Source organism: Fodinicola feengrottensis (assembly GCF_010993775.1).
Classification (GTDB): domain Bacteria; phylum Actinomycetota; class Actinomycetes; order Mycobacteriales; family HKI-0501; genus Fodinicola; species Fodinicola feengrottensis.
The window spans coordinates 1-21,917 of record NZ_WOTO01000080.1; the positions used below are offsets into that span (position 1 = coordinate 1).

The 21,917-nt window shown below is 67.6% G+C and carries 22 protein-coding genes and 8 pseudogenes; 29 read left to right on the forward strand and 1 reads right to left on the reverse strand.

What is annotated here, in order from left to right; genetic code table 11:
* The first annotated feature begins 492 nt into the window (after positions 1-492).
* The 4 genes and pseudogenes from GNX96_RS43905 (at position 493) to GNX96_RS43920 (ending at position 2,949) form a co-directional block, all read left to right on the forward strand.
* Positions 493-885, forward strand: coding sequence for a hypothetical protein (locus GNX96_RS43905; RefSeq protein ID WP_279583117.1), 393 nt, complete (start codon positions 493-495; stop codon positions 883-885).
* Positions 886-1,175: 290 nt separating this feature from the next.
* Entirely contained in the window at positions 1,176-1,493 is a 318-nt protein-coding gene (locus tag GNX96_RS43910; protein WP_163573396.1) for a hypothetical protein, read from the forward strand.
* 38 nt (positions 1,494-1,531) lie between these two features.
* Entirely contained in the window at positions 1,532-2,377 is an 846-nt protein-coding gene (locus GNX96_RS43915) for a hypothetical protein (RefSeq protein WP_163573397.1), read from the forward strand.
* Positions 2,378-2,669: 292 nt separating this feature from the next.
* Positions 2,670-2,949, forward strand: a pseudogene (locus GNX96_RS43920) (WhiB family transcriptional regulator).
* 31 nt (positions 2,950-2,980) lie between these two features.
* Here the strand turns inward: GNX96_RS43920 and GNX96_RS43925 are convergent.
* Positions 2,981-3,463 carry a metallopeptidase family protein gene (locus tag GNX96_RS43925; RefSeq protein WP_279583118.1) on the reverse strand — a complete coding sequence of 161 codons (483 nt, stop codon included), beginning with the start codon at positions 3,461-3,463 and terminating at the stop codon, positions 2,981-2,983.
* Between the two features lie 270 nt (positions 3,464-3,733).
* On the opposite strand from GNX96_RS43925, the pseudogene GNX96_RS43930 reads away from it, so the two are divergent.
* The 25 genes and pseudogenes from GNX96_RS43930 to GNX96_RS44015 all read left to right on the forward strand — a co-directional run bounded on the left by GNX96_RS43930 (position 3,734) and on the right by GNX96_RS44015 (position 21,862).
* A pseudogene (locus GNX96_RS43930) lies at positions 3,734-4,091 on the forward strand (DUF3499 domain-containing protein).
* 139 nt (positions 4,092-4,230) lie between these two features.
* Positions 4,231-5,364, forward strand: a complete 1,134-nt coding sequence (locus GNX96_RS43935; RefSeq protein ID WP_279583119.1) for an AAA family ATPase — start codon at positions 4,231-4,233, stop codon at positions 5,362-5,364.
* Between the two features lie 160 nt (positions 5,365-5,524).
* Positions 5,525-6,070, forward strand: coding sequence for an RloB family protein (locus GNX96_RS43940; protein WP_163573399.1), 546 nt, complete (start codon positions 5,525-5,527; stop codon positions 6,068-6,070).
* A gap of 3 nt (positions 6,071-6,073) precedes the next feature.
* The gene (locus GNX96_RS43945; protein ID WP_279583120.1) at positions 6,074-6,886 is read left to right on the forward strand and encodes a LysR family transcriptional regulator; all 813 of its coding nucleotides are present in this window, start codon (positions 6,074-6,076) and stop codon (positions 6,884-6,886) included.
* A 227-nt stretch (positions 6,887-7,113) separates the two neighbouring features.
* A pseudogene (locus GNX96_RS43950) lies at positions 7,114-8,297 on the forward strand (NAD-dependent formate dehydrogenase).
* Between the two features lie 168 nt (positions 8,298-8,465).
* Positions 8,466-9,854, forward strand: a pseudogene (locus GNX96_RS43955) (phosphomannomutase/phosphoglucomutase).
* A 9-nt stretch (positions 9,855-9,863) separates the two neighbouring features.
* A complete protein-coding gene (locus tag GNX96_RS43960; protein WP_163573400.1) occupies positions 9,864-10,055 on the forward strand; it encodes a Trm112 family protein in 192 nt (63 codons plus the stop codon).
* On the forward strand, positions 10,052-10,363 hold the full coding sequence (locus GNX96_RS59905) for a hypothetical protein (RefSeq protein WP_279583121.1): 312 nt from the start codon (positions 10,052-10,054) through the stop codon (positions 10,361-10,363). Before GNX96_RS43960 ends, GNX96_RS59905 begins: the two co-directional genes overlap by 4 nt.
* A complete protein-coding gene (locus GNX96_RS43965; RefSeq protein WP_279583122.1) occupies positions 10,314-11,258 on the forward strand; it encodes an SIS domain-containing protein in 945 nt (314 codons plus the stop codon). Before GNX96_RS59905 ends, GNX96_RS43965 begins: the two co-directional genes overlap by 50 nt.
* Positions 11,255-12,194: pseudogene (locus tag GNX96_RS43970) on the forward strand (cation diffusion facilitator family transporter). Before GNX96_RS43965 ends, GNX96_RS43970 begins: the two are co-directional and overlap by 4 nt.
* 2 nt (positions 12,195-12,196) lie before the next feature.
* Positions 12,197-13,363: a mannose-6-phosphate isomerase, class I gene (manA, locus tag GNX96_RS43975; protein WP_163573401.1), complete on the forward strand. Its 1,167-nt coding sequence runs from the start codon at positions 12,197-12,199 to the stop codon at positions 13,361-13,363.
* Positions 13,364-13,447: 84 nt separating this feature from the next.
* Positions 13,448-13,873 carry a DUF2695 domain-containing protein gene (locus tag GNX96_RS43980; RefSeq protein ID WP_163573402.1) on the forward strand — a complete coding sequence of 142 codons (426 nt, stop codon included), beginning with the start codon at positions 13,448-13,450 and terminating at the stop codon, positions 13,871-13,873.
* 250 nt (positions 13,874-14,123) lie between these two features.
* The gene (locus GNX96_RS43985; protein WP_279583123.1) at positions 14,124-15,431 is read left to right on the forward strand and encodes a glycoside hydrolase family 43 protein; all 1,308 of its coding nucleotides are present in this window, start codon (positions 14,124-14,126) and stop codon (positions 15,429-15,431) included.
* A complete protein-coding gene (locus tag GNX96_RS59910) occupies positions 15,428-15,553 on the forward strand; it encodes a hypothetical protein (protein ID WP_279583124.1) in 126 nt (41 codons plus the stop codon). The genes GNX96_RS43985 and GNX96_RS59910 overlap by 4 nt, the downstream gene beginning before the upstream one ends.
* 49 nt (positions 15,554-15,602) lie before the next feature.
* Positions 15,603-15,824 (forward strand): annotated as a pseudogene (locus GNX96_RS66595) (hypothetical protein); the annotation flags it as partial.
* Positions 15,769-16,053, forward strand: a pseudogene (locus tag GNX96_RS61935) (amidohydrolase family protein); the annotation flags it as partial. The pseudogenes GNX96_RS66595 and GNX96_RS61935, both read left to right, overlap by 56 nt.
* Positions 16,054-16,057: 4 nt before the next feature.
* Complete coding sequence (locus GNX96_RS59920; protein WP_279583126.1) at positions 16,058-16,570, forward strand: hypothetical protein; 513 nt, start codon at positions 16,058-16,060, stop codon at positions 16,568-16,570.
* A complete protein-coding gene (locus GNX96_RS59925) occupies positions 16,518-17,090 on the forward strand; it encodes an amidohydrolase family protein (RefSeq protein WP_279583127.1) in 573 nt (190 codons plus the stop codon). The genes GNX96_RS59920 and GNX96_RS59925 overlap by 53 nt, the downstream gene beginning before the upstream one ends.
* Entirely contained in the window at positions 17,083-18,186 is a 1,104-nt protein-coding gene (locus tag GNX96_RS67530) for an FAD-dependent oxidoreductase (protein WP_279583128.1), read from the forward strand. Before GNX96_RS59925 ends, GNX96_RS67530 begins: the two co-directional genes overlap by 8 nt.
* An 11-nt stretch (positions 18,187-18,197) precedes the next feature.
* On the forward strand, positions 18,198-18,560 hold the full coding sequence (locus tag GNX96_RS44000; protein ID WP_163573403.1) for a MerR family transcriptional regulator: 363 nt from the start codon (positions 18,198-18,200) through the stop codon (positions 18,558-18,560).
* A 32-nt stretch (positions 18,561-18,592) separates the two neighbouring features.
* Positions 18,593-20,040, forward strand: a pseudogene (gene ahcY / locus GNX96_RS44005) (adenosylhomocysteinase).
* 100 nt (positions 20,041-20,140) lie between these two features.
* Positions 20,141-20,521, forward strand: a complete 381-nt coding sequence (locus GNX96_RS59930; protein WP_279583129.1) for an adenosylhomocysteinase — start codon at positions 20,141-20,143, stop codon at positions 20,519-20,521.
* Positions 20,518-20,928: a hypothetical protein gene (locus GNX96_RS59935; protein WP_279583130.1), complete on the forward strand. Its 411-nt coding sequence runs from the start codon at positions 20,518-20,520 to the stop codon at positions 20,926-20,928. Before GNX96_RS59930 ends, GNX96_RS59935 begins: the two co-directional genes overlap by 4 nt.
* Positions 20,880-21,419 (forward strand): hypothetical protein, encoded by a 540-nt coding sequence (locus tag GNX96_RS59940; protein WP_279583131.1) that lies wholly within the window; start codon positions 20,880-20,882, stop codon positions 21,417-21,419. The genes GNX96_RS59935 and GNX96_RS59940 overlap by 49 nt, the downstream gene beginning before the upstream one ends.
* Positions 21,416-21,862, forward strand: coding sequence for a GNAT family N-acetyltransferase (locus tag GNX96_RS44015; RefSeq protein ID WP_279583132.1), 447 nt, complete (start codon positions 21,416-21,418; stop codon positions 21,860-21,862). The genes GNX96_RS59940 and GNX96_RS44015 overlap by 4 nt, the downstream gene beginning before the upstream one ends.
* Positions 21,863-21,917 lie beyond the last annotated feature (55 nt).

Here is a 21,917-nt window from a genome sequence, read left to right on the forward strand (position 1 = left end):
TAGGTGTCGGTTTCGCCGCGAATGGTCGCGAAGGGGGGACAGAACGGCGGACACGATCGCCACATCCAACCACGCGATTCGCCAGGCCCGAGCCCATCGTGCTCGGAAATGACGATGCCGACGGCGGACGCCGAGCCTTTCGCGCAAGCCTTTCGCGCAGTTTTCGGGCCGAGGCGTAAGGATCGAACGGCAGCAGGGCGAGCGCGTCAGTGGACACGGTTGCTGGCGTCGACACCGGCTGAGGCGAGCACCAGCCCGCGGGTGTGTCCGCGACGATTTTGGTCGGCGCGGCTGCGGGTCGCCACGTACGTCGTCCCAAGCTGCGCGGGCCTCATGTGGTCGCTACGAGTCGCCTCGCGAGTACGCGCTGGCCGCGCTGTTCGGGCTGATCAGCTTCGTCGCCGGGTTCTTCAACGGCGGTGGCGGTGAGAGCGGGCCGGCCACGGCCGACCTGCGCGCCACGGTGGAGGGCGCTCTCCTGCATTTGACCGAATGCCGGTGGGCGAGCCGACTCCGGGCGCCGGATTCCCGCCGGTCGCTGTTTCGGGCAGCCCGGCCGCCCCGCCGTTCGCGGAGCCGGCTTCGGGCGTACCAGCGCCAGTCAGTGGCGCCTCGGTGAGCGGTCCAGGCGGTGGCGAGCCGGGTCTGTTCGGCGGTGGGCCGGTCCCGTCGGGCGGCCCTGGAGAGGGCGCGGGCAGCCCGTGGCCGTCGTCCGCGCCGCCGGCCAACGCCCCTTTGACCGCTCCCGCCGGGTTCGGTGCCGTTGCTTCGGACGGACCTGGGTCTTCGTCTGACGGCCCGTTCGGGAGTCGGTCGGACGGTCCGGCCTTCGGGTCCCGCCGCGCCTTCGCCAGCTTCGACTCCGCCAGCTTCGCCGGCTTTTGACTCCGCCCCAGCGGTTTCGGCGCGCGGCCTCACGCTGTCGCCGCCGTCGGGTCCAGGTGGTGGTTTTGGTGGACCGTCCGATGGCCCGGGTGCTTTTGGCTCACCGCCTCCGTCGTCGGCGCCGCCGGCTCCGGGTGGTGGCTTCGGCGGGCCTTCTGATGGTCCGGGTTTTGGTACGCCGCGTCCCGCGTCCGCTCCGCCGGTACCCAGCGGCGGTTTCGGTGGACCGTCCGACGGGCCTGCTTTCGGAGGTCCTTCCGGGCCGCCGGCTCCGGGCGGTCCGGGCGGATATGACGGCCCCTCTGGGCCGGCCGGCCCTGGTGGTCCGGGCGGGTTCGGGGGTCCTTCCGGTGCTGGCTACGGTGCTCCGGGCGGTCCCGCTGCTCCGGCCGGTCCCAGTGACCCCGGCAGTCCCAGCGGCAGTGGGTTTGGCCCGCTGCCCGGCCCCGGAAGCTTCGGCCCCGGCGGCCCCGGCGGTCCGGGTGCTCCTGGTGGTCCGGGCGGCCCCGGCGCTCCTGGTGGGCCCGGCGGTCCGAGTGCCCCTGGTGGACCGGGCGGACCCAGCTCGTACGGCCCAGGGCCTGGTTCCTTCGGCCCTGGCGGCCTGAACGGTCCTGGTGGTCCCAGTGGCCCCGGTGGACCGACCGTGCCCAGCGGCCCACCTGCTCATTCGTACCCCGGCCCCGGCGGTCCTGCCGGTCCGGGCGGTCCTGGCGGGTACGGCCCGCCGCCCGGACAGGGCGGCTATCCCGATCCTGGTGGCTACCGGCCGCCGCCCGGCTACGGTGGTCCGCCGCCGGTGCCGGCCGGCCCTGGTGGTCCACCGCCGGTGCTAGTCGGTCCTGGTGGTCCTGGTGGCCCCGGATATCCGCCGCCTCCGGGCAGCCCATATGGCGGTCCGCCGCCGGAGGGTCCGCCCGGATACGGCCCGCCCGGTGGCCCTGGTCGACCCGCTGGCCCCGGTTATGGTGGTCCGTCCGCGGCACCCGGCTGGGGTGCTCCTGGCGAGCCTGCGGCCGGCCCTCCCGGCCCCGCCTACCCGGGTGGACCGGGCGCTCCCGGCCGGTACGCCGCTCCTGGCGGTCCGGCTGGTCCTGGCGGTCCCGCTGGCCCGCCGTCGACGCCAAGCTGGGGTCCGCCGCCACCGCAGCCGCCCACGCAGGGTGGGGCGCATTCGTCGCCGTACCCGCCGGCCGGCGAGGGCCCGGACGACGGCTCGACGCGGATGTGGACCATGCCGAACGCGAACGCGCCCGAGCCGCCGCGCTTTGGTGGCTTCACGCCGCCCCCGGACCCGCCGGCCGCGTCATTGCCGCCGGGCCCGCCCGGGCCGCCACCCAGTGCGGTGTGGGGCGCGCCACAGTCGGCTCCGGAACCGGCCTCGTCGTACTCGCCTGACGACGATGACGACCAGCACACGCAGGTCATCTCGCCGGAAATGCGGGAGGCCGTGGAGCGCGCCCGGCGCGAGGGGCGCGGCACCGACTCTTGAGGCGTGGCAATAGATTGGCGGCTGATCGGTGCTACCGGTCAGCCGCCTCGACACGCCCGTTGTTGGCAGGACACGCCCAGCGGCCGAGGGTAAAGCTCGGCTTTATAGCAGATCTCGGCTTGACTTGGGGTGCATTACACGCGTGTAATTTGTAACGGGGACCAATCGAGGCTTCCACCGCAAGGGGGTCGCAGCACCACGGACACGAGTCCGGGGTGTCAAGGCGAGGAGGCAGAGTGAGATGGACAGCAGGGACAGCACGGTAGACAGCACAGTAAGTGACGGCACCGCGATGAGCGGTGAAGAATTCGAAGAGGCTCTCCTCTCCGAAACCTATCCGGAAGAGGCTCCAGAGTGGCAGGACCGCGCTCTGTGTGCCCAGACGGACCCGGAGGCGTTCTTCCCGGAAAAGGGTGGTTCGACCCGAGAGGCGAAGCGGATCTGCACCGGTTGCGCGTTGCGAGGTCCGGACGGAATGTCTGGAGTACGCGCTGGCGCATGACGAACGCTTCGGGATCTGGGGCGGGCTGTCCGAACGGGAGCGCCGCAAGCTCAAGCGCCGGGTCAGCTGACGACTGCGCTGCCGCATGGGGATGCGGCGGCTCAGCTTTTCGCGGACCCGTTCGGCCCCTCGGGGCCTTGCTCCAGGTCGTCCGGGTCGATGCCGAGCAGGTTCGCCACCTGCTCCACGATGACGTCGTGGACCAGGTCCGCGAGGTCCTCGCGATCCATCGCGCGGACTTCCAGCGGTCGCCGATAGAGCACGATTCGGGCGGCGCTTCGGCGGCCACGGCTGTTCTGCACGGCTGGCAGCAGCCGGGCCAGCGGCACTTCGCCGTCTTCCAGCACATCCGAGTCATATGCCGGAAGCTCTGGGGGCACGTCCTCGACCGCGAACTCGACCCGGCGCAGCTGGCTGGCCCAGCGCGCCTCCAGGTGCTCGACCGCGTCGAGCACCAGGTCATCGAACTGCTGGGACCGGCTGCGCGAGAGCGGCACCGACACCGGCGCGAGGAGGCCGCGCATTCCCCGGCCCCGGCGATCACGCCGGGCCCCGCGCGTCCGGTTGCGGTGCGTGGCGGTCACGAGGTCGAGTCTAGAGCTTCGGGGCGACAGAGTTGGTGCTCGCGGGCATGTGGCGGCGGTTTGCGTTGGCGCCGGTCTTCGAACTGTCGGGGATTGGTGCGAAGATGACTTGAGTCTCAACCCGATGTTTAGTGTGCCTGACCGGATAGCTGGGGTACGGCGGATGAAGCAAGGCAGTGAGAGTGGCCCAGCGCGGCCACCCGTGCGCGCGGCAGTGGTGCTGACCGGCGAGGTTGGTCAGGGCGGCCTGGGCGGGCTAACGTGCCCGTCGTGAGGACTCACCGCAGCTGCTCCCGATCGGGATGCCCGCTGCCCGCGGTCGCCACACTTACGTACGTTTATGCTGATTCGACCGCCGTGGTGGGCCCACTGGCCACCTCGCACGAACCCCACACGTACGACCTGTGTGCCGAGCATGCGAAGCGGCTGACCGCGCCGCGCGGCTGGGAGCTGGTCCGCCCGGATGGTGACTTCGAGGTGCCCCGCGCCCACCAGCGACGACCTGTCCGCCCTCGCGGACGCCGTCCGCGAAGCCGGCCGCCCGGCCCCGCCCACCCAGCCCCCGCCAGACCCCACCGACCCCCCCGGCCGCCGGGGTCACCTCCGCGCCCTCCCGACCCCTCCCTAGCGGTCTGCGCTTTCCTGACGTTTCCGGAGCCCGCTAGAGGGTCGGAGAACGGCATCGAACCCTGCCCTGGAGCGCGTCAGCCGACGATCTGTGCGGTTTACTGGTACAGATGGCCATCTAAGTTCCTCGGAGGTGCTGGATGTTGCGGAGCTTTCGTTTCAGTAACCACCGCTCGTTTGCAGATGAGCAGGAGCTGCTGCTCATGCCTGGCGGCGCGGACCCCGGGTTCGCTGTCGTGCCAGTAGCTGCGATGTACGGCGCCAACGCGTCCGGTAAGTCCAACCTCCTGGACGCGCTTGAGTTCATGCGAACAGCCGTTGTCGAGTCATTTCGGCTATGGGAAACCGATACTGGTATCCCCCGTAGTGCCTTCCGTTTGAATCCAGGCGTGGTCGGTCGGCCCTCGACCTTTGTCGTCGAACTGTTCGTCGAGGATGTTCCGTACACGTACGGGTTCGAGGTGGACGATGAGTCTGTGATCCAGGAGTGGCTTTATGCCTATCCCAAGCGTCGCTCACGAAAGATTTTCGAACGACATGGCGATCAGATCATTCTGGGGTCCACGGTTGAGGCGCATGCCAAGCTGGTTGCCTTGGAGGAGCTGATCCGTCCGAACGCGCTTTTCCTCAGCCTCGCAGCGCAGGTGAATCTTGGGCCGGTCCTACCCGTCGCCCAGTGGTTCCGGCGAGCGGTGAGGTTCGCGACTGGACGGCAGGAGGGGCGACCACCGGCTGCTGGACGGTTTGCCAACCTTCTATGGCAGGAACCCGAGCGGCAGCACCAGGTAGTGGCGCTACTAGCGGCAGCTGATCTGGGAATTTCGGACGTTCGGGTGGAGGTTGAGGACCTTGCTGCGATCCGTGGTCAGATGCCGTCGGTGAACCGGCGGGATTACGCTTTGAACAACGACAGTTCACGCCGGCTCGCCTTGCATTTTTTCCACAATGGATCGGATGAACCATTTGACTTCATGGATGAGTCAGCTGGAACTCGTTGTTGGGTAGGGCTCCTGCCTGACGTGCTGGCGGTGCTCGGCAACGGTTCGATGCTCGTTCTGGACGAGAGCGACACCAACCTTCATCCGCTCCTGATGGCGGCTCTCATTGGTCTGTTTCAGGAAAGGGAAACCAACCCACAGTCCGCGCAGCTTGTCTTCGCATCGCATGACACAAGTCTGTTGGGGACTCTGCTGGGCGAGCGGGTTCTCGATCGAGACCAGATATGGTTCGTAGAAAAGGACTCACGTGGGGCGAGAGCAAGCTCTTCCCGCTGAGCGATTTCAAGCCTCGTAAGGACCAGAATACCGAGCGCAGATACCTAGGTGGCAGCTACGGAGCCGTGCCACTCGTAAGTCCGGTCGACTTCGCCGATACCTTGCGCGCCGGGTGACAAACAGAGGCCGTCTCGGGAATACGCGTCGCCGTCGGATGGCGATGCGTGAAGAACGAACGCACATATTGATCGTGTGCGGCGGGCTGCAGACCGAGCCCAGATACTTTCGTGGTCTGCAGGAGGCCGGCAGTTGTCGGCCAGATATCTGCTTTACGATTTGCAAGAAAGCTGAGAGTCCGGACAGGTTGGTAGCATACGCAGCGATCAAGCGGGACCAGGCTCCAGACGTCTATGACGAGGTCTGGTGTGTTACTGACGTAGATGAGTTTGAGATGGCGGGGGCGATATCGCGCGCAGAGCGCGAGGATATCTTGCTGGCGGTTTCCAACCCCTGTTTTGAGCTGTGGCTACTGCACATTTTTTTCTCCGACTGTCGGGCGCATCTGCGGGGTTGTCGAGAAGTCTTGTGCAAGCTCCGAGCGTATATATCCGCTTACGACAAGAACGAGATTCGAATTCTGGATTTCGCGCCCGGCATTGTCGCTGCCGTCAAACGTGGGCAGCGACTGGCACCTGCTGGTGAGGAGCATCTGAGAAATCCCTCGACAGGTGTGTGGAAACTGGTGCAGAAGATCGTTGGTGGGTAGACCGTGCTGTTGCGGCAGTTGGAGTATTTGACGGCGTTGGCGGCGAAGCGGCATTTCGCGCGGGCGGCGGCGGAGTGTCATGTGTCGCAGCCGTCGTTGTCGGACGCGATCCGCAAGCTGGAGGACGAGCTCGGGGTGCCGCTGGTACGCCGAGGCCGCCGATTCGCCGGGTTCACGCCGGAGGGCGAGCGGGTGGTGATGTGGGCGCGGCGGATCCTGGCTGAGCGAAATGCGCTTGAGGACGAGATCAGCGCGATGCGGGAGGGCCTGACCGGGCAGTTGCGAGTCGGGGCGATTCCCACCGCCTTGAATGCGACGGCGTTGTTGACCACTCCGCTGTGTGTCGAGCATCCGCTCGCCAAGGCTTCGCTGGAGGCATTGTCGTCGCGCGATATTCTGCGCCGGTTGGCTGATGCCGACCTCGATGTCGGGGTGAGTTATCTCGACAACGAGCCGGTTCCGGGCGTACGGACGGTGGCGCTTTATGAGGAGCATTACCTTTTCCTGACCCCGTTGGACAGCGAATTCGGGGCGCAGTCATCGGTTACCTGGGCGGAGATTTCCCAGACACCACTGTGTCTGTTGTTGGACGTCATGCAGAATCGACGCATTCTCGATGGTTTCTTCAGCGAAGCCGGGGTGGTGGCGTCGCCGGCGATCGAGACCGACACGATTTCGGCTTTGTACGCCCATGTGGCTACCCACCGCTGGTCCAGTGTGATCGCGCATGCCTGGCTTTATCCGCTCGGCGTGCCGGAAGGAATGCGGGTGTGCCGGTGGCGGACCAGTCGTGGCATCCGCAGGTGGGTTTGCTGATCGCGGACCGCGAGCCGCAGCCGATGATGGTGACGGCTTTGCTCGACGTGGCAAGGAGAACGGACGTGCGTCGGCGGATGCGATGCGCGCGCTCGCCGCGCGGTACGGAGTGGTGCTGCCGAGTTGATAGCCAGCGGCTATCAACCGAGAGAAACAAACGTTTTGACGGGTTTCTCCGGGCAGAGCAGGGTGGGCAGCATCACCTCGCTCAGCCTTTGGAGGCGGCAATGGCGAAAATCCTTTGTGTTCTCTACGACGACCCGGTCGACGGCTATCCGAAGTCGTACGCCCGGGACGGGTTACCGCTGGTCGACGGCTATCCGGGCGGGCAGACGCTGCCCAGCCCAGAAGGGATCGACTTCATTCCGGGGCAGCTGCTCGGCAGTGTGTCCGGTGAGCTGGGACTGCGGTCATTCCTGGAAAAGAACGGCCACACGCTGGTCGTCACCTCCGACACAGGGATGGCGCCGACTCGGAGTTCGACCGCGAGCTGGTGGACGCCGACGTGGTGATTTCGCAGCCATTCTGGCCGGCTTACCTGACCGCGGAGCGAATCGCCAAGGCGAAGAACCTGAAAATCGCGATCACCGCCGGCATTGGTTCGGACCACGTCGATCTGCAGGCCGCCATCGATCGTGGCATCACCGTCACCGAAGTGACCTACAGTAACAGCATCAGCGTCGCTGAGCACGTGGTGATGATGATCCTTTCGTTGGTACGCAACTACATTCCGTCGTACAAGATCGTCGTCGACGGTGGCTGGAACATCGCCGACGCGGTTTCCCGCTCGTACGACGTGGAGGGAATGGATGTTGGTACGGTCGCGGCCGGCCGGATCGGGCTCGCGGTTTTGCGCCGGTTGAAGCCTTTCGACATGCGGCTGCACTACACCGATCGGCACCGGCTGCCGGCTGAAGTGGAGCAGGAGCTCGGCTTGACCTTCCACCCGACCGCGCAGGACATGGTGCCGCACTGTGACGTGGTCACCATCAACGCGCCGCTGCACCCGGAAACCGAGGGCCTGTTCGACGACAAGCTGATCAGCACGATGAAACGCGGTGCCTACCTGGTGAACACCGCTCGCGCGAAGATCGCCGACCGGGACGCGATCGTACGAGCGCTGGAGAGCGGACAGCTCGCCGGTTATGCGGGTGATGTCTGGTTCCCGCAACCAGCGCCGGCTGACCACCCGTGGCGGACCATGCCGCACCACGGCATGACGCCACACATCTCCGGGTCGTCGTTGTCCGCGCAGACCCGCTATGCCGCCGGCACCCGGGAGATCCTGGAGTCGTGGTTCGCCGGCCGGCCGATCCGGGACGAGTATCTGATCGTCGACGGCGGTCAGCTGGCCGGCGCGGGCAGCCACTCGTACAGCGCCGGCAACGCCACCACGGGCTGGAACGGCTGATGTCCACGGGGACCCCGCGTGCGTGGGGGTCCCCCCGGTGGACAAGACCTCAGGGGTACGGGAGTCAGTCCTCAGAGGGGTACGAGGGCTCGACTCTGGGTTGAGTCGCTGCCGGCGCGGTCCGGATAGGCTCGGATCGACTTGCCGACCTGCCCATAAGGAGCCCACGTGCCCGCGCAGACCCACCGCGATCTGTCCCGGACCGTGAAGGCGTACGACGTCCGCGGTGTTGTCCCGGACGACCTCGACGAGACCGTTGCGACCGCGTTGGGTGAGGCGTTTGCCCAGCTCGTGGCCGCGGATGGCGCGAAGCGGGTGGTCATCGCGTACGACATGCGCGAGTCCTCGATCCCGCTGTCGGACGCCTTCGCGGCCGGCGTCCGCAGTCGTGGGCTGGACGTGCTGGATGCCGGCCTCGGGTCGACCGACATGCTCTACTTCGCGTCCGGTCACCTGGACGCGCCGGGCGCGATGTTCACCGCCAGCCACAACCCGGCCCGCTACAACGGCATCAAGCTGTGCCGGGCCGGTGCCGCAATCGATCGGCCAGGACACCGGCCTCGCCGAGATCCGCGCCAGCACCGAGCTGCTGCTGGCCGAGCCACCCCACGGCCGGCCGCAAACCGGGACAACGTCCAAGGTCGACCTCCTCGACGCGTACGCACGGCATTTGCTCAACCTCGTGCCGCTGGATGGCTGCCGGCCGCTGAAGGTTGTCGTCGACGCCGGCAACGGGATGGGCGGCCACACCGTGCCGGCCGTCTTCGCCGGCCTGCCGATCGACGTGATCCCGATGTATTTCGAGCTGGACGGCAACTTTCCGAACCACGAGGCCAATCCGCTCGACCCGGCGAACCTGGTCGACCTGCGCGCGAGGGTCACCGCGGAGGGCGCGGACGCCGGTCTCGCCTTCGACGGCGACGCTGACCGCTGTTTCGTGGTTGACGAGCGCGGCGAGCCGGTCTCGCCGTCCGCGATCGCCGCGCTGGTCGCCGTACGGGAGCTGGCCAAGCACCCGGGCGGCACGATCATCCACAACCTGATCACCTCGCGGGCGGTTCCGGACATCGTCAAGGAGCACGGCGGCGAGCCTGTACGTACGCGTGTCGGTCATTCGTTCATCAAGGCCGAGATGGCGCGTACGGGCGCGGTCTTCGGCGGCGAGCACTCGGCGCACACTACTACTTCCGCGACTTCTGGCGTGCCGACACCGGCATGCTCGCCGCGCTGCACGTGTTGTCCGCTCTGGGCGAACAGGATCGTCCGCTGTCGGCGTTGACGGAGAAGTTCTGCCGATATGTGGGCTCTGGGGAGATCAACTCGACCGTCGACGACCAGGCCGCGTGCACCGCGGCGGTAGCGCGCGCGTACGAGGGCCGTCCTGGCGCTGTCGAGGACCGGCTGGACGGGCTGACCGTGACTCTGCCGGACGGCTGCTGGTTCAACCTGCGCCCGAGCAACACCGAACCCCTGCTGCGGCTGAACGTCGAGGCAGGCGATGCTGACAGGATGGAGGCGCTGCGGGACGACGTCCTGGATCATCCGGGCCGCGAATGAGGAGACACGGTGACACTCGACAAGACGCTGCTGGACATCCTGGCTTGCCCCCAGGACCACGCGCCGCTGAAGTACGACCCGGCCGCCGCGGCCGGCGCCGGCGAATTGGCCTGCACCGGATGTGACCGGGTCTACCCGATCTCCGACGGCATCCCGGTGCTGTTGGTGGACGAGGCCCGCCACGCCACCGCGAAGAAATGACCGCACCCGGCACCTTCGTCGCCGAGCGGCTGGACGACCCGGCCAGCATGCACACCTTCGACTCGGCCCAGCTGCTGCGTGGCATCGCCGGCGCCGGAGCCCAACTGCGGGAGGCCAGCCAGCTGACCGCGGAGGCCGGCCTGCAGGTGCTCGGCGACGAGGGCCGACCGCGGGCCGTGGTGGTCGCCGGCGTCGGGACGGCCGCGCGTACGGCCCGACATCCTCGCCGCCGTCGCCGGCCCGCGTTGCCCGGTCCCGGTGCTCGCGCACCGCAGTGCCGGCATCCCCGGCTGGGTCGGTGCCGCTGACGTCGTCATCGCGGTCTCCGCCTCTGGCCGCGGCCCGGAGGCGCTGGCCGCCGCCGATGCGGCGGCCGCTCGTGGCGCCCGCCTGGTGGCGATTGGCGCGCCCGATTCGGAGCTGCAGTCGTACGCGGAGCGCGCGCGTGCGCCGTTCATCCCGGTGCCGCGCCGACGCCCCGCTTGGGTGAGTCTCTGGGGCCTGACCGCGCCGGTGTTGCTGACCGGCCGTGCGCTGGGCCTCGCGTCGATTACCGAGACCGACATCGCCGAGGCCGCGTCCAGGCTCGACGCGGACGCCGAGCGCTGCCGGCCGACCGCGGAGACCTTCACCAACCCGGCCAAGACGCTCGCGATGGACCTCGCCGGCACGATTCCGGTGGTCTGGGGCTCGTCGCGGCTCGCCACCGTGGCCGCCAGCCGGGTTGCCGACTCGCTGGCCGCCAACGCGCGCTATCCAGCCTCGTCCGGCGGCTTGCTGGAGGCGAGCCGCGGCCGGGTTGGTTTGTTGGACGGCATCTACGGTTCGGTGGCCGGCCCGAAGGACATCTTCGCCGACCCGTATGAGGAGGACGAGGAGGCCGCCAACGCCCCCGATCCCACTCGCCTGCGGGTCGTGTTGCTGCGTGATGAGCCCGAAGAGGCCGGCGTTGAGCTGGAAGGCGCCGAGCCGGTACGTCCGGACTCAGCGCGCGCTGACGTCGTCGAGGACCTCGCCACCGAGCGAGGGGTCGGCATCAGCGTCATCAGCGCCGAGGGTGCCTCGCTGCTGGAGCGGCTGGCCTCGCTGATCGCCGTCACCGATTTCGCGTCGCTCTACCTGGCGCTCGGCCATGGCATCGACCCTGTCGTCGTACCAGCCGTCAGCGAGCTGAAGGAGCGGTCCGCGCGGAGGCCTTTGTGAGCACGGAGGAGAGTCCCAAGGCGATTGTCGCCGCGTTGGCGGCGAACCTTGGGATCGCGGTGACGAAGTTGATCGCCTTCGCGTTGACGGGTTCTTCGTCGATGCTGGCTGAGGGCATTCACTCGGTCGCCGACTCTGGCAACCAGGTTCTGTTGCTGATCGGCGGCAAACGGTCGCGGCGGCAGGCAACGCCGGATCATCCGTTCGGGTACGGGCGCGAACGGTACGTTTACGCATTCCTGGTCTCGATCGTGTTGTTCACCCTCGGTGGACTTTTCGCGGTGTACGAGGGATTCGAGAAGATCCAGCACCCGGAGCCAATCGAGTCCTGGCGGTGGGTGCCGGTCGCGGTGCTGGTGATCGCGATCGGGCTGGAGGGATTTTCGTTCCGTACGGCCGTGCATGAGTCCAACCGCACCCGCGGTGCCGTCTCGTGGATCCAGTTTCTGCGCCGTGCCAAGGCTCCTGAGCTGCCGGTCGTGCTGTTGGAAGACACCGCGGCGCTGATCGGTCTCGTTTTTCGCGCTTTTCGGGGTGGGTCTGACGCTCATTACCGGAAATGGCGTGTGGGACGGCGGCGTTGGTACGCTCGCAATCGGCTTCCTGTTGGTCGCGGTGGCGGTTTTCCTGATGGTGGAGACCAAAAGTCTGCTCCTGGGTGAGTCCGCGTCCAGTGACGTGATTCGCCAGATCGAAGCGGCGATCAATTCCGTCGAGCATGTCGACGGCATTATCCACATGCGAACGATGCACCTGGGCCCGGACGAGTTGTTGGTAGCGGCCAAAATCGCCGTCAAACACGACGACGACACGGCCAGTGCGGTGGCGGCCGCGATCGACGCCGCCGAGGCGAAGATCCGAGCGGCCGTACCTATCGCGAGAGTCATTTACCTGGAGCCGGACATCAGCCGGCAACCGTCGAAAGTGGACAGCTGAAGATGCGCCGACTGACCGGCCCGATCCGCCCGTACGACTGGGGTTCGCACCAGGTGATCGCCGCCGTACAGGGTCGACCGACACCAACCCAGGAGCCGGAGGCCGAGCTGTGGCTGGGCGCCCATCCGGCCGATCCGGCCACTGTGGACGGTCAGGGCCTGGATGCCTTGATCGCCGCCGATCCGGAGGGTGAGCTGGGGGGGGCGGCGGTGGTCCGTCGCTACGGCAGTCGGCTGCCGTTCCTGCTCAAGCTGCTGGCTGCGGACCGGCCACTTTCGCTGCAGGTGCACCCAAACTCGGTGCAGGCGCTGGCTGGTTTCGAAGCCGAGGAAGCCGCCGGCGTACCGATGGATGCGGCTGAGCGGCGCTACAAAGACGCCAGCCACAAACCCGAGCTGCTGGTCGCCATCATGGATACCGACGCCCTCGCCGGTTTCGCCGAGACCGCCCAGACCGCTGATTTCCTGGAAAAGCTGGGCTGGAAACCAGCGCTGGCCTGGGTGCCGCGGCTGCGCGAGGGGCAGCTGGAATCGGTGGTCACCGAGATGCTCGGCCTACGCGACGCCGATGCGCTGTCGTACGGGGAGCTGGTCGAGGCCTGCCACGCGGAGGGATCGCCGCGCGCGTACACGATCGCGGAGCTCGCCGACCGCTATCCCGGTGACCCAGGCGTGCTGGTCGCACTGACCCTCAACTACGTGCGGCTGTCCGCGGACGAGGGCATCTACCTCGCCGCCGGCAGCCCGCACGCGTACGTCCGAGGTGCCGGCATGGAGATCATGGCCGCTTCGGACAATGTCCTGCGCGGTGGCCTGACCAGCAAGTATGTCGATGTGGACGAGTTGCTCCGGATCATGGACTTCACGGCCGAGCCGCCGCCGTACGTGCTGCCGGACGCCGTTGGTCGTACGGCATCTCGCTGGGACACGCCTACCGCTGAGTTCGCGCTGTCCGAGGTCGACCCGACCCCGGCTCCCGTCGTACTGCCCGGCACCGGTGGCCCGCGGGTGTTGTTCTGTCTGCAGGGGGAGGCCACTGTCTCTAACGGCATTGATGAGCTGACGCTGCGCTCCGGCGAGTCGGCGTGGTCGCCGGCGTCGGACCCGGAGCTGACCGCCACCAGCTCCGACACCGCCCGCCTCTTCGTCGCTACCGTCGCGGACGCATAGACCGGGGGAAGGCGTCCTTAAACGCCGTACGCCGAAAAGCGCTGCGGCGCGATTCTGTCGGTCCCCGTCCCGATCCTGGTCGTGTTGGCGAACCACGACCAGGAGGCAGTGATGGGAATGCGGACGACTGCGGGTTTCGAGGGCGACGAACCGGACCTGGGGCGGCTGGACCGCGAGGTGGAGGGGGTGCCGGATCAGGAGACCGCGCCGCTGCCGGACGAGTGCCTGCCCTGCTATCTCTACCGGATGGTGGACACCCAGGAGTGCGAGCGGGACTTCCGGTGGGTGCACCGCTGGCAGCACGCGCAGCTCGCCCGGCTGGCCGGGCTGGATGACTGGCTGAATGAGCGTGGCGGCCACTGCGACTGCGAGGTGCTCTACTACGCCTTCCGCGACTTCTTCGGGGGCGAGCCGCCGGTCGGCGGGCTGCCCCCGTGTACGCATGGGCCGCTGGCCCGGCCGCAGGACGCCCGGGATGTGGCCGGGCGTCAACTAGCGTCCTGCGTCTGAGGTTCGCTACTTTCTCCGGCGCCCAGACGGCGACTGAGAGCACCGGAGAATCGCCCACATACGCACCAGTATGAGGGCGATCCTCCGGCGCACTCAGATCACCGTCTGGATCACCGAATAAAGCAACGAACCTCAGACGCAGGACACTAGAGCCGATTCGCGGATATCCCGCCGAGTGTCTGTACGGCTCGGCGGGACCCGTGTAAAACCCTGATCAACTTGTGTCCCGAGCAGCATTCGTGAGGTGGCCATGTCACGCCTGATCCGGAGTCTTGCTCTTTTTGCCGCTGTCTTTCTCGCGCTGGCGTATGTGGGTGCGCCGGCAACTGAGGCCGCGACTATTTCGACGACCTTCCGGAATCCGCTCAATCCGGGACCTGATCCTTTTATGACGTGGTATCAGGGCAATTACTATCTTTCCACCACGCAGGGCGACGCGATCCGGATCTGGAAAGCGTCGTCGCTGAACCTGTTGTTGCTGGCCGCGCCCGCGCACCAGGTGTGGACCGACAACGACGCCAGCCGCAACCAGCAGATGTGGGCGCCGGAGTTCTATCTTGTCAACGGCCATTGGTATATCTACTACACCGCCGACAACGGCACGGACGCCAACCACCGGGTCTATGTGGTCGAATCGAGCGGCACCGACCCGCTGGGGCCGTATCACTTCAAGGCCAAACTGCAGCCGCCGAACCTGAACCAGTGGGGCATCGACCCGACGTTGTTGCAGCGTAACGGCAGTCTCTATCTCGGATTTTCGAGCAAATTCAACGGCAACAACTCGCTCTACATCGCGCCGCTGTGGAACCCGTGGACGGTCAGTGGCAACGGCGTCTACCTGCCGGCCGCCGGCTGCACCACCGACACCGTCCGAGAGGCGCCGGAGTTTGTGCACAGCGGCGGGAAAACCTGGCTGGTCTATTCGACCTGCGACACCGGCAAGCCGGATTACCAGCTGTGGGAGCAGTCGTTGAACGACGGCGCCGATCCGCTGGTGGCCAGCAACTGGGTGCAGCACTCCGGCGCGGTCTTCTCCCGCAACGACTCGGCCGGGGTGTACGGGCCAGGCCACAACGCGTTCTTCACCTCGCCCGACGGCAGCCAGACCTGGATGGTGTACGGCGCGAAGAACACGTCCGCGTACACGTACGACGGGCGGACGACCCGGGCGCAGAAGATCGGGTTCAACGCCGACGGCAGCCCGAATCTGGGCAGCCCGCTCGCGGCCGGCGCCACCCAGTCGCTGCCGGCCGGCGACCCGGGCGCCATGCAGGGCTGGATCAACGACGACGGCCGTACGAGCGCTGGCGGCAGCGTCGCGTACGCCGGCACCGGTTGGATGTCCGGAGCTGGCTGCGGCGTCCAGTGTTTCTTCGGCGACGACCATTGGGACGGCACTGCCGGCGACACCGCCACGTATTCGTTCACCGGTAAGCAGATCGCGCTGCTTTCGGAACGGGACACGAACTACGGTCGGTCTGGCGCGCGCTGTCTGTTGACGGCGGCGCCGAAACAACGATCGACCTCTACTCGGCCAACCGAGCGGGCGAACAGGTGAACTACGTCAGCCCGGTGCTCTCGGCCGGCGCCCACACGCTGCGGATCCGGGTCACCGGCAACAAGAACGGCAGCTCCGCCGGCACCTTGATCGAAATCGACCGCGCGGAGGTCTATTGCTAGAGCCTAACCATACGATGCGATCGGGGAGTGGACGATCGCTGGAGGTTTCATGCTCGCGCTGCGTCGCGCACGGCTGGTCAGTCTGACCGGATCCGGTTCGGTGGGCGGGTTGGTCGACGTGCTCATCGCCGACGGCCGGGTCCGGGCGATCGGGACGGCGGCGGATCTCGCGCCGTACGTGGGAAAGGCCGAGACCGTCGACCTCGACGGCCGGTATGTGCTGCCCGGACTTTGGGACAGTCACGTACATTTCGGGCAGTGGGCGGTGTCTCGGCAGCGGCTCGACCTCACCGGCCGCGACCAGTGCCGCGGCGGTGTGTGCGCTGGTTGCCGAGCGGGCGGCCGGCGTCGACGGCCCGGTGGTTGGCTACGGCTTCCGGGATGCGCTGTGGCCGGACGGGCCGCACAGAGATGCCCTGGACGCGGTCGCGCCGGGGGTGCCGGTTTTCTTGGCGGCCAACGATCTGCACAGCGGCTGGTATAACTCGGCCGCTTTGCGGCTCGTTGGTCACGCCGACCATCCGACCGGCCTGCTCCGGGAGTCCGCCTTCATGGCCGCGCTGCTGGCCACCCCCCGGGCTGTCGCCGGATCGGCTGGACGCGGCCGTTCACCAGGCCGCGAAAGCCGCCGCGGCTCGCGGAATCGTCGGCGTTGTCGAGCTGGAACACGACTTCAACGTCGCCGCCTGGACTCGGCGGGTACGGGCCGGCACGACCTTCCTCCGGGTCGAATGCGGTGTCTACAAAGCGCATTTGGACGACGCGATTGAGCGCGGATGGCGTACCGGCGACGTTCAGCCGACGGACACTGGCGGGCTGGTGGAAATGGGCCGGCTGAAGGTCATCACCGACGGCTCGCTGAACACCCGTACGGCGTACTGTCACCAGCCTTACCTTGACAGTGCTGGAAAAGAAATCGGCCGTGGCGACTTGGTGGTGCCGCCGAAAGAACTCGTTTCCGCTGATGCGCCGAGCGGCCGCCCACGGCATCGATGCGGCTGTTCATGCGATTGGTGACCACGCGAACACGCTGGCTCTGGACGCGTACGAACAGGTCGGCTGCGGTGGCAGCATCGAGCACGCGCAACTGCTGACCATCGATGATTTCCGCCGGTTCGCAGACCTGGATCTGGTCGCCAGCGTCCAGCCGCAGCACGCGGTCGACGACCGCGAGGTGGCGGACCGCTACTGGCCCGGCCGTACGGACCGTGCTTTTGCTTACGCGGCCTTGCTTTCTGCTGGCGTACGACTGGCCCTGGGCTCGGACGCGCCGGTCGCGCCGCTGGATCCGTGGATTTCGGTGGCCGCGGCGGTGCAACGCAGCGACGACGACCGGCCGTCCTGGCATCCCGAGCAGGAGCTGCCAGCCTCGGCGGCGCTCGCTGCCTCGACCCGCGGTCGCCGGTTGGTACGGGTCGGGGAGGTCGCGGATCTGGTGATCACGGAGGAAAATCCGCTGGAGGTGGCGGCCCCCAAGCTCCGGTCGATGTCGGTTTTCGGGACTCTGCTGGCAGGTTCGTGGACGACCGATGCCTGACGTAGTCGTCGTCGGTGCCGGCGTGATGGGCTCGGCGGCCGCCTGGGCGCTGGCCGAGGCAGGTCGCGAAGTCGTCGTACTGGAAAGGTTCACCGCTGGCCATGACCGGGCCGGATCGCACGGCGAGACTCGGCTTTTTCGTCTGGTCTATGACACGGTCGACTACATCAGGCTGGCGAAAGAAGCATTGTCGCAATGGCGCCAGTTGGAGTCGCTGACCGGTCGAGCGCTGCTGGAAACCACCGGCGGAGTCGAGCACGGCATGGCGCCGCAAGAGTTGCGCAGACTGCTGGAAGCACTGGCGGTGGAGCACGTCGACGCGGAGGTGCTGGACGCGGCGGAGGCGGGCCGGCGGTGGCCGGGCATGCGATTCGCCGATCCGGTGCTTTTCCAACCTGAGGCTGGTCGGCTGAAGGCCGCCGATGCGATCGCCGCTTTTCACTCCGCCGAAGCCGATTTCCGCTTTGAGCAACAGGTTGAGCGGATCGACGTGGTCGGCGACGATGGTCCGGTCGATATTCACACCGCGTCGGGCACCGTCAGGGCTCCGCGGGTCATCGTCGCCGCTGGTCCCTGGACGCCCGCATTGGTAGGAAAACTGCCCGCTCTCAGAGTCACGCAGGAACAGCCGCGGCATTTCCGTCCGATTCACGACGACATCGCCTGGCCGAATTTCGTGCATTGGCGAAAGGGCGGCTTTGATACCTACGGGCTGCTCGCTCCGGGCGAGGGCGTGAAAGTCGGCTTTCACGCCGGCGGGCCGTCGTCGATCCGGACAGTCGCGACTTCCAGCCGGACCCAGTGGCCGATCGGGCCTTGCGGGCGTACGTCCAGGACTGGTTTCCCGGGCTGGACGCGCAGGACTCGACGCCGGTCAGCTGTCTTTACGACAACACCGCGTCCGCTGACTTCGTCATCGACCAACTTGGGCCGGTCACCGTGGCCTGCGGTTTCTCCGGCCACGGCTTCAAGTTCGCGCCGGCGATCGGCCAGCTGCTGGCCGGCATGGCGCTCGGGACAGCGCGCCCACCGGACCGGTTCACCCAGGCCGGCACCATCGGGCAACCCTGAGGCAACCTTGACATTGCTCTGCTAAGGTTGACCTCGATGAACCTGCTCACGATCCAGGAAGCCGCGGAGACCACCGGGTGGTCGCCGCGGATGCTGCGTTACATCGAGCAGGCCGGACTGGTCGCCGCTGGCCGGTCCGAGTCGGGCTACCGGCTGTATGGGCCGGAGCAACTGCAACGCCTACGTACGCTGCGGGAACTGCTCAACGACTACGGCATCAGCCTCACCGAGGTCGGGTTCGCGCAGCGCCTGCGCACCGACGCGGAGCTGGCGGCGGCCGTACAGAACTGGTTCACCGCCGAACCCGCCCGTCCGGCCGAGGTGCTGCCGTCGGATTGGCTCGCGTACGAGCAAAACAAGCACCAGAACCTGTTGGAAGGCCTCGCGGCAACGTCCTGACGGCCCGCCCGCGTACCCACTCAAGGAGACACATGAGCACGACCACGGGTGACTTCAAGGTCGCCGACCTCTCGCTGGCCGCGTTTGGCCGCAAGGAGATCAAGCTGGCCGAGCACGAGATGCCCGGCCTGATGTCGATCCGCGCCGAGTACGCCAAGACCCAGCCGCTCAAGGGCGCTCGGATCATGGGCTCGCTGCACATGACCATCCAGACCGCCGTACTGATCGAGACGCTGGTCGAGCTGGGTGCCACCGTGCGCTGGGTGTCCTGCAACATCTTCTCCACCCAGGACCACGCGGCGGCGGCCGCCGTCGCGGTCGGCCCGAACGGCACCCCGGAGAACCCGCAGGGCGTGCCGGTTTTCGCCTGGAAGGGCGAGACGCTGGAGGAGTACTGGTGGTGCACCGACCAGGCGATGAGCTGGCCCGGTGAGGCCGGCCCGAACATGATCCTGGACGACGGCGGCGACGCCACCATGCTGGTCCACAAGGGCGTCGAGTTCGAGGCCGCCGGTGCCGTGCCGCAGCCCGACGACAGTGACCCCGAGGAATACCACGTGGTCCTGGAGACGCTGCGCAAGTCGCTCGCGACCGACAAGCAGCGGTTCACCACGATGGCGGCCGGCATCAAGGGCGTCACCGAGGAGACCACCACCGGTGTGCACCGGTTGTACGAGATGCACAAGGCCGGCACGCTGCTGTTCCCGGCGATCAACGTGAACGACTCGGTCACCAAGTCCAAGTTCGACAACAAGTACGGTTGCCGGCACTCGCTGATCGACGGCATCAACCGGGCACCGACACCCTGATCGGCGGCAAGGTCGCGCTGGTCTGCGGCTATGGCGACGTGGGCAAGGGCTGCGCGGAGTCGCTGCGCGGCCAGGGCGCCCGGGTGATCATCACCGAGATCGACCCGATCTGCGCGCTGCAGGCGGCGATGGACGGCTACCAGGTCACCACCGTCGAAGACGTGATCTCCATCGTCGACATCTTCGTGACCACGACCGGCAACAAGGACATCATCACCGCTGCCCACATGGAGCAGATGAAGCACCAGGCGATCGTCGGCAACATCGGTCACTTCGACAACGAGATCGACATCGCGGGCCTTGCCAAGCTGCCCGGCATCAAGCGGGACGAGATCAAGCCGCAGGTCCACGAGTGGACCTTCGCCGATGGCCACACGATCATCATGCTGTCCGAGGGTCGGCTGCTGAACCTGGGCAACGCCACCGGTCACCCGAGCTTCGTGATGAGCAACTCCTTCGCGAACCAGACCATCGCTCAGGTCGAGCTGTTCACCAAGCAGGGTGAGTACGACAAGCAGGTCTACGTGCTGCCCAAGCACCTCGACGAGAAGGTCGCGCGCCTGCACCTGGACGCTCTCGGCGTCAAGCTGACCGAGCTGTCCAAGGACCAGGCCGACTACATCGGCGTAGCCGTCGAAGGCCCGTACAAGCCGGACACCTACCGCTACTAGAGGTTCCTGTCTCATCCTTGGCCGCGATGCTTCATCGCGTGCGCCACGCGCACGCAATGAGGCATCGCGGCCGCTGCGTAGCCAAGTCCGTGGGGGAAATGTGAGCAGGCAGCGAGCCCGGTCGGATATCGCCGATCCGGCGTTGGCCGACCAAGGCGCGGCCCGGATCGGCCGCAGCGAGCGGTCCATGCCGGTGTTGCGGGCGATCCGCGCCGGTTTCGCCGAGAAGCGGCCGCTTACGGGTCTGACCATCGCGGCCTGCCTGCACGTCACCGCGGAGACCGCGATCCTGGTGCGGACTCTCACGGCCGGCGGCGCGCAAGTGCGGCTGGCCGCCTCCAACCCGCTGTCCACTCAGGACGACGTGGCGGCCGCGCTGGCCGGGCAGCCGGAGGTCACCGTCTTCGCCCGTCGCGGTGTCCCGCCAACCGAGTATCACCAGCATGTCGACGCGCCATCGGCGCCGGGCCAGCGCTGGTGATCGACAACGGCTGCGACCTCTCAGTGGCCCTGCACACTGACCACAAAGAGCTCGCCGCGGGCGTGATAGCCGGCTGTGAGGACACTCCGACCGGCGTCCTGCGGCTGCGCGCGATGGCCGCCGAGCGGGCCCTGGGCTATCCGGTGGTGGCCCTGGACGACACCCCGACCCGTCGGCTCGCCGACCACCGGCATGGCACCGGGCAGTCGTGCGTGGACGCGATCCTGCGGTCGACGAACATCCTGCTGGCAGGCCGTACGGTCGTCGTCGCCGGCTTCGGCCCGGTGGGTCGCGGGGTGGCCGAGCGGGTACGCGGCATGGGCGCCATGGTGGTGGTCACCGAGGTCGATCCGATCCGGTGCCGGCACTGGATGCCGTGCTGTCCGGCTACCGGGTGCTCCCGATGACCGAGGCCGCGCCGCTCGCCGATGTCGTGGTCACCGCGACCGGCAATCGTGATGTCGTACGCGGCGAGCACCTCGCGGCCCTGCGATCCGGAGCGGTGCTGGCCAACGCCGGCCACTTCGACGTGGAGATCGACGTGCGCTGGCTGCGCGAACACGCGGTGGACGTACGCTCGCCCCGCCCTGCCGTGCAGGAGTTCACCCTCCCCGGGGGCGCCACCGTCTCGCTGCTGGCCGAGGGCCGGATCGCCAACCTCGGCGCGGCCGACGGCAACCCGCCCGCGGTGATGGACCTGGCTTTCGCCGAGCAGGCGCTCACGGTCGGCTGGCTGGCCAGCCGCGACCGGTTGCCGGTCGGCGTCCATCGGGTCCCGTCCGACGTGGGCACCGAGATCGCCACGCTGGAGCTGGACGGCCTCGGCGTACGGATCGATGACCTCAACGCGGACCAGCGGCGCTACCTCTCGGCCTGGCAGGGATCGTGGGAAGCGTGACGATCCGGCGGGCCGGCGCCCCAGACGTGCCGGCGCTGGCCGAAATGCGCCACGAGTGGACCGTCGAGTGGTCGGATGGCGAGACGGTCGACGACCCGGACTACCGCGCTCGGTTCGCCGCGTGGTTCGCTGCCGAGCCGGGTCGGCTCTGGTGGGTCGCGCAAGACGGGCCGGCCACGGTCGGCATGCTGAACATGGTCGTCTTCACCCGGATGCCCCGACCCGGCCGCCCGGTGAGCCGCTGGGGTTATATCGCGAATGTGTTCGTACGCCCAAAATATCGTGATGCTGGCGCCGGTCGAGAGCTGCTGGACGCGGCGATCGCGTACGCGCGCGATGAGGACTTCGCCCGCCTGGTGCTCAGCCCCTCCGAGCGATCCGTCCCGTTCTACCGCCGCGCCGGTTTCGGCCCCGCCGACAACCTGCTGCGCTGGGAAGGCTAGCCAACACCGCGTCTGTTTACCGCCAGCGCGGGGTGGACTGAGGTGAGAAGGTGGC

Coding starts and splice junctions, on each gene's coding strand:
- GNX96_RS43935 (WP_279583119.1), top strand. CDS start 4,231: ATGTTGCGGAGCTTTCGTTTCAGTAACCACCGCTCGTTTGCAGATGAG.
- GNX96_RS67530 (WP_279583128.1), top strand. CDS start 17,083: ATGCCTGACGTAGTCGTCGTCGGTGCCGGCGTGATGGGCTCGGCGGCC.
- GNX96_RS43985 (WP_279583123.1), top strand. CDS start 14,124: ATGTCACGCCTGATCCGGAGTCTTGCTCTTTTTGCCGCTGTCTTTCTC.
- GNX96_RS43940 (WP_163573399.1), top strand. CDS start 5,525: ATGCGTGAAGAACGAACGCACATATTGATCGTGTGCGGCGGGCTGCAG.
- GNX96_RS44000 (WP_163573403.1), top strand. CDS start 18,198: ATGAACCTGCTCACGATCCAGGAAGCCGCGGAGACCACCGGGTGGTCG.
- GNX96_RS59905 (WP_279583121.1), top strand. CDS start 10,052: ATGACCGCACCCGGCACCTTCGTCGCCGAGCGGCTGGACGACCCGGCC.
- GNX96_RS43910 (WP_163573396.1), top strand. CDS start 1,176: ATGACGGCCCCTCTGGGCCGGCCGGCCCTGGTGGTCCGGGCGGGTTCG.
- manA (WP_163573401.1), top strand. CDS start 12,197: ATGCGCCGACTGACCGGCCCGATCCGCCCGTACGACTGGGGTTCGCAC.
- GNX96_RS43905 (WP_279583117.1), top strand. CDS start 493: ATGCCGGTGGGCGAGCCGACTCCGGGCGCCGGATTCCCGCCGGTCGCT.
- GNX96_RS59925 (WP_279583127.1), top strand. CDS start 16,518: ATGCGCCGAGCGGCCGCCCACGGCATCGATGCGGCTGTTCATGCGATT.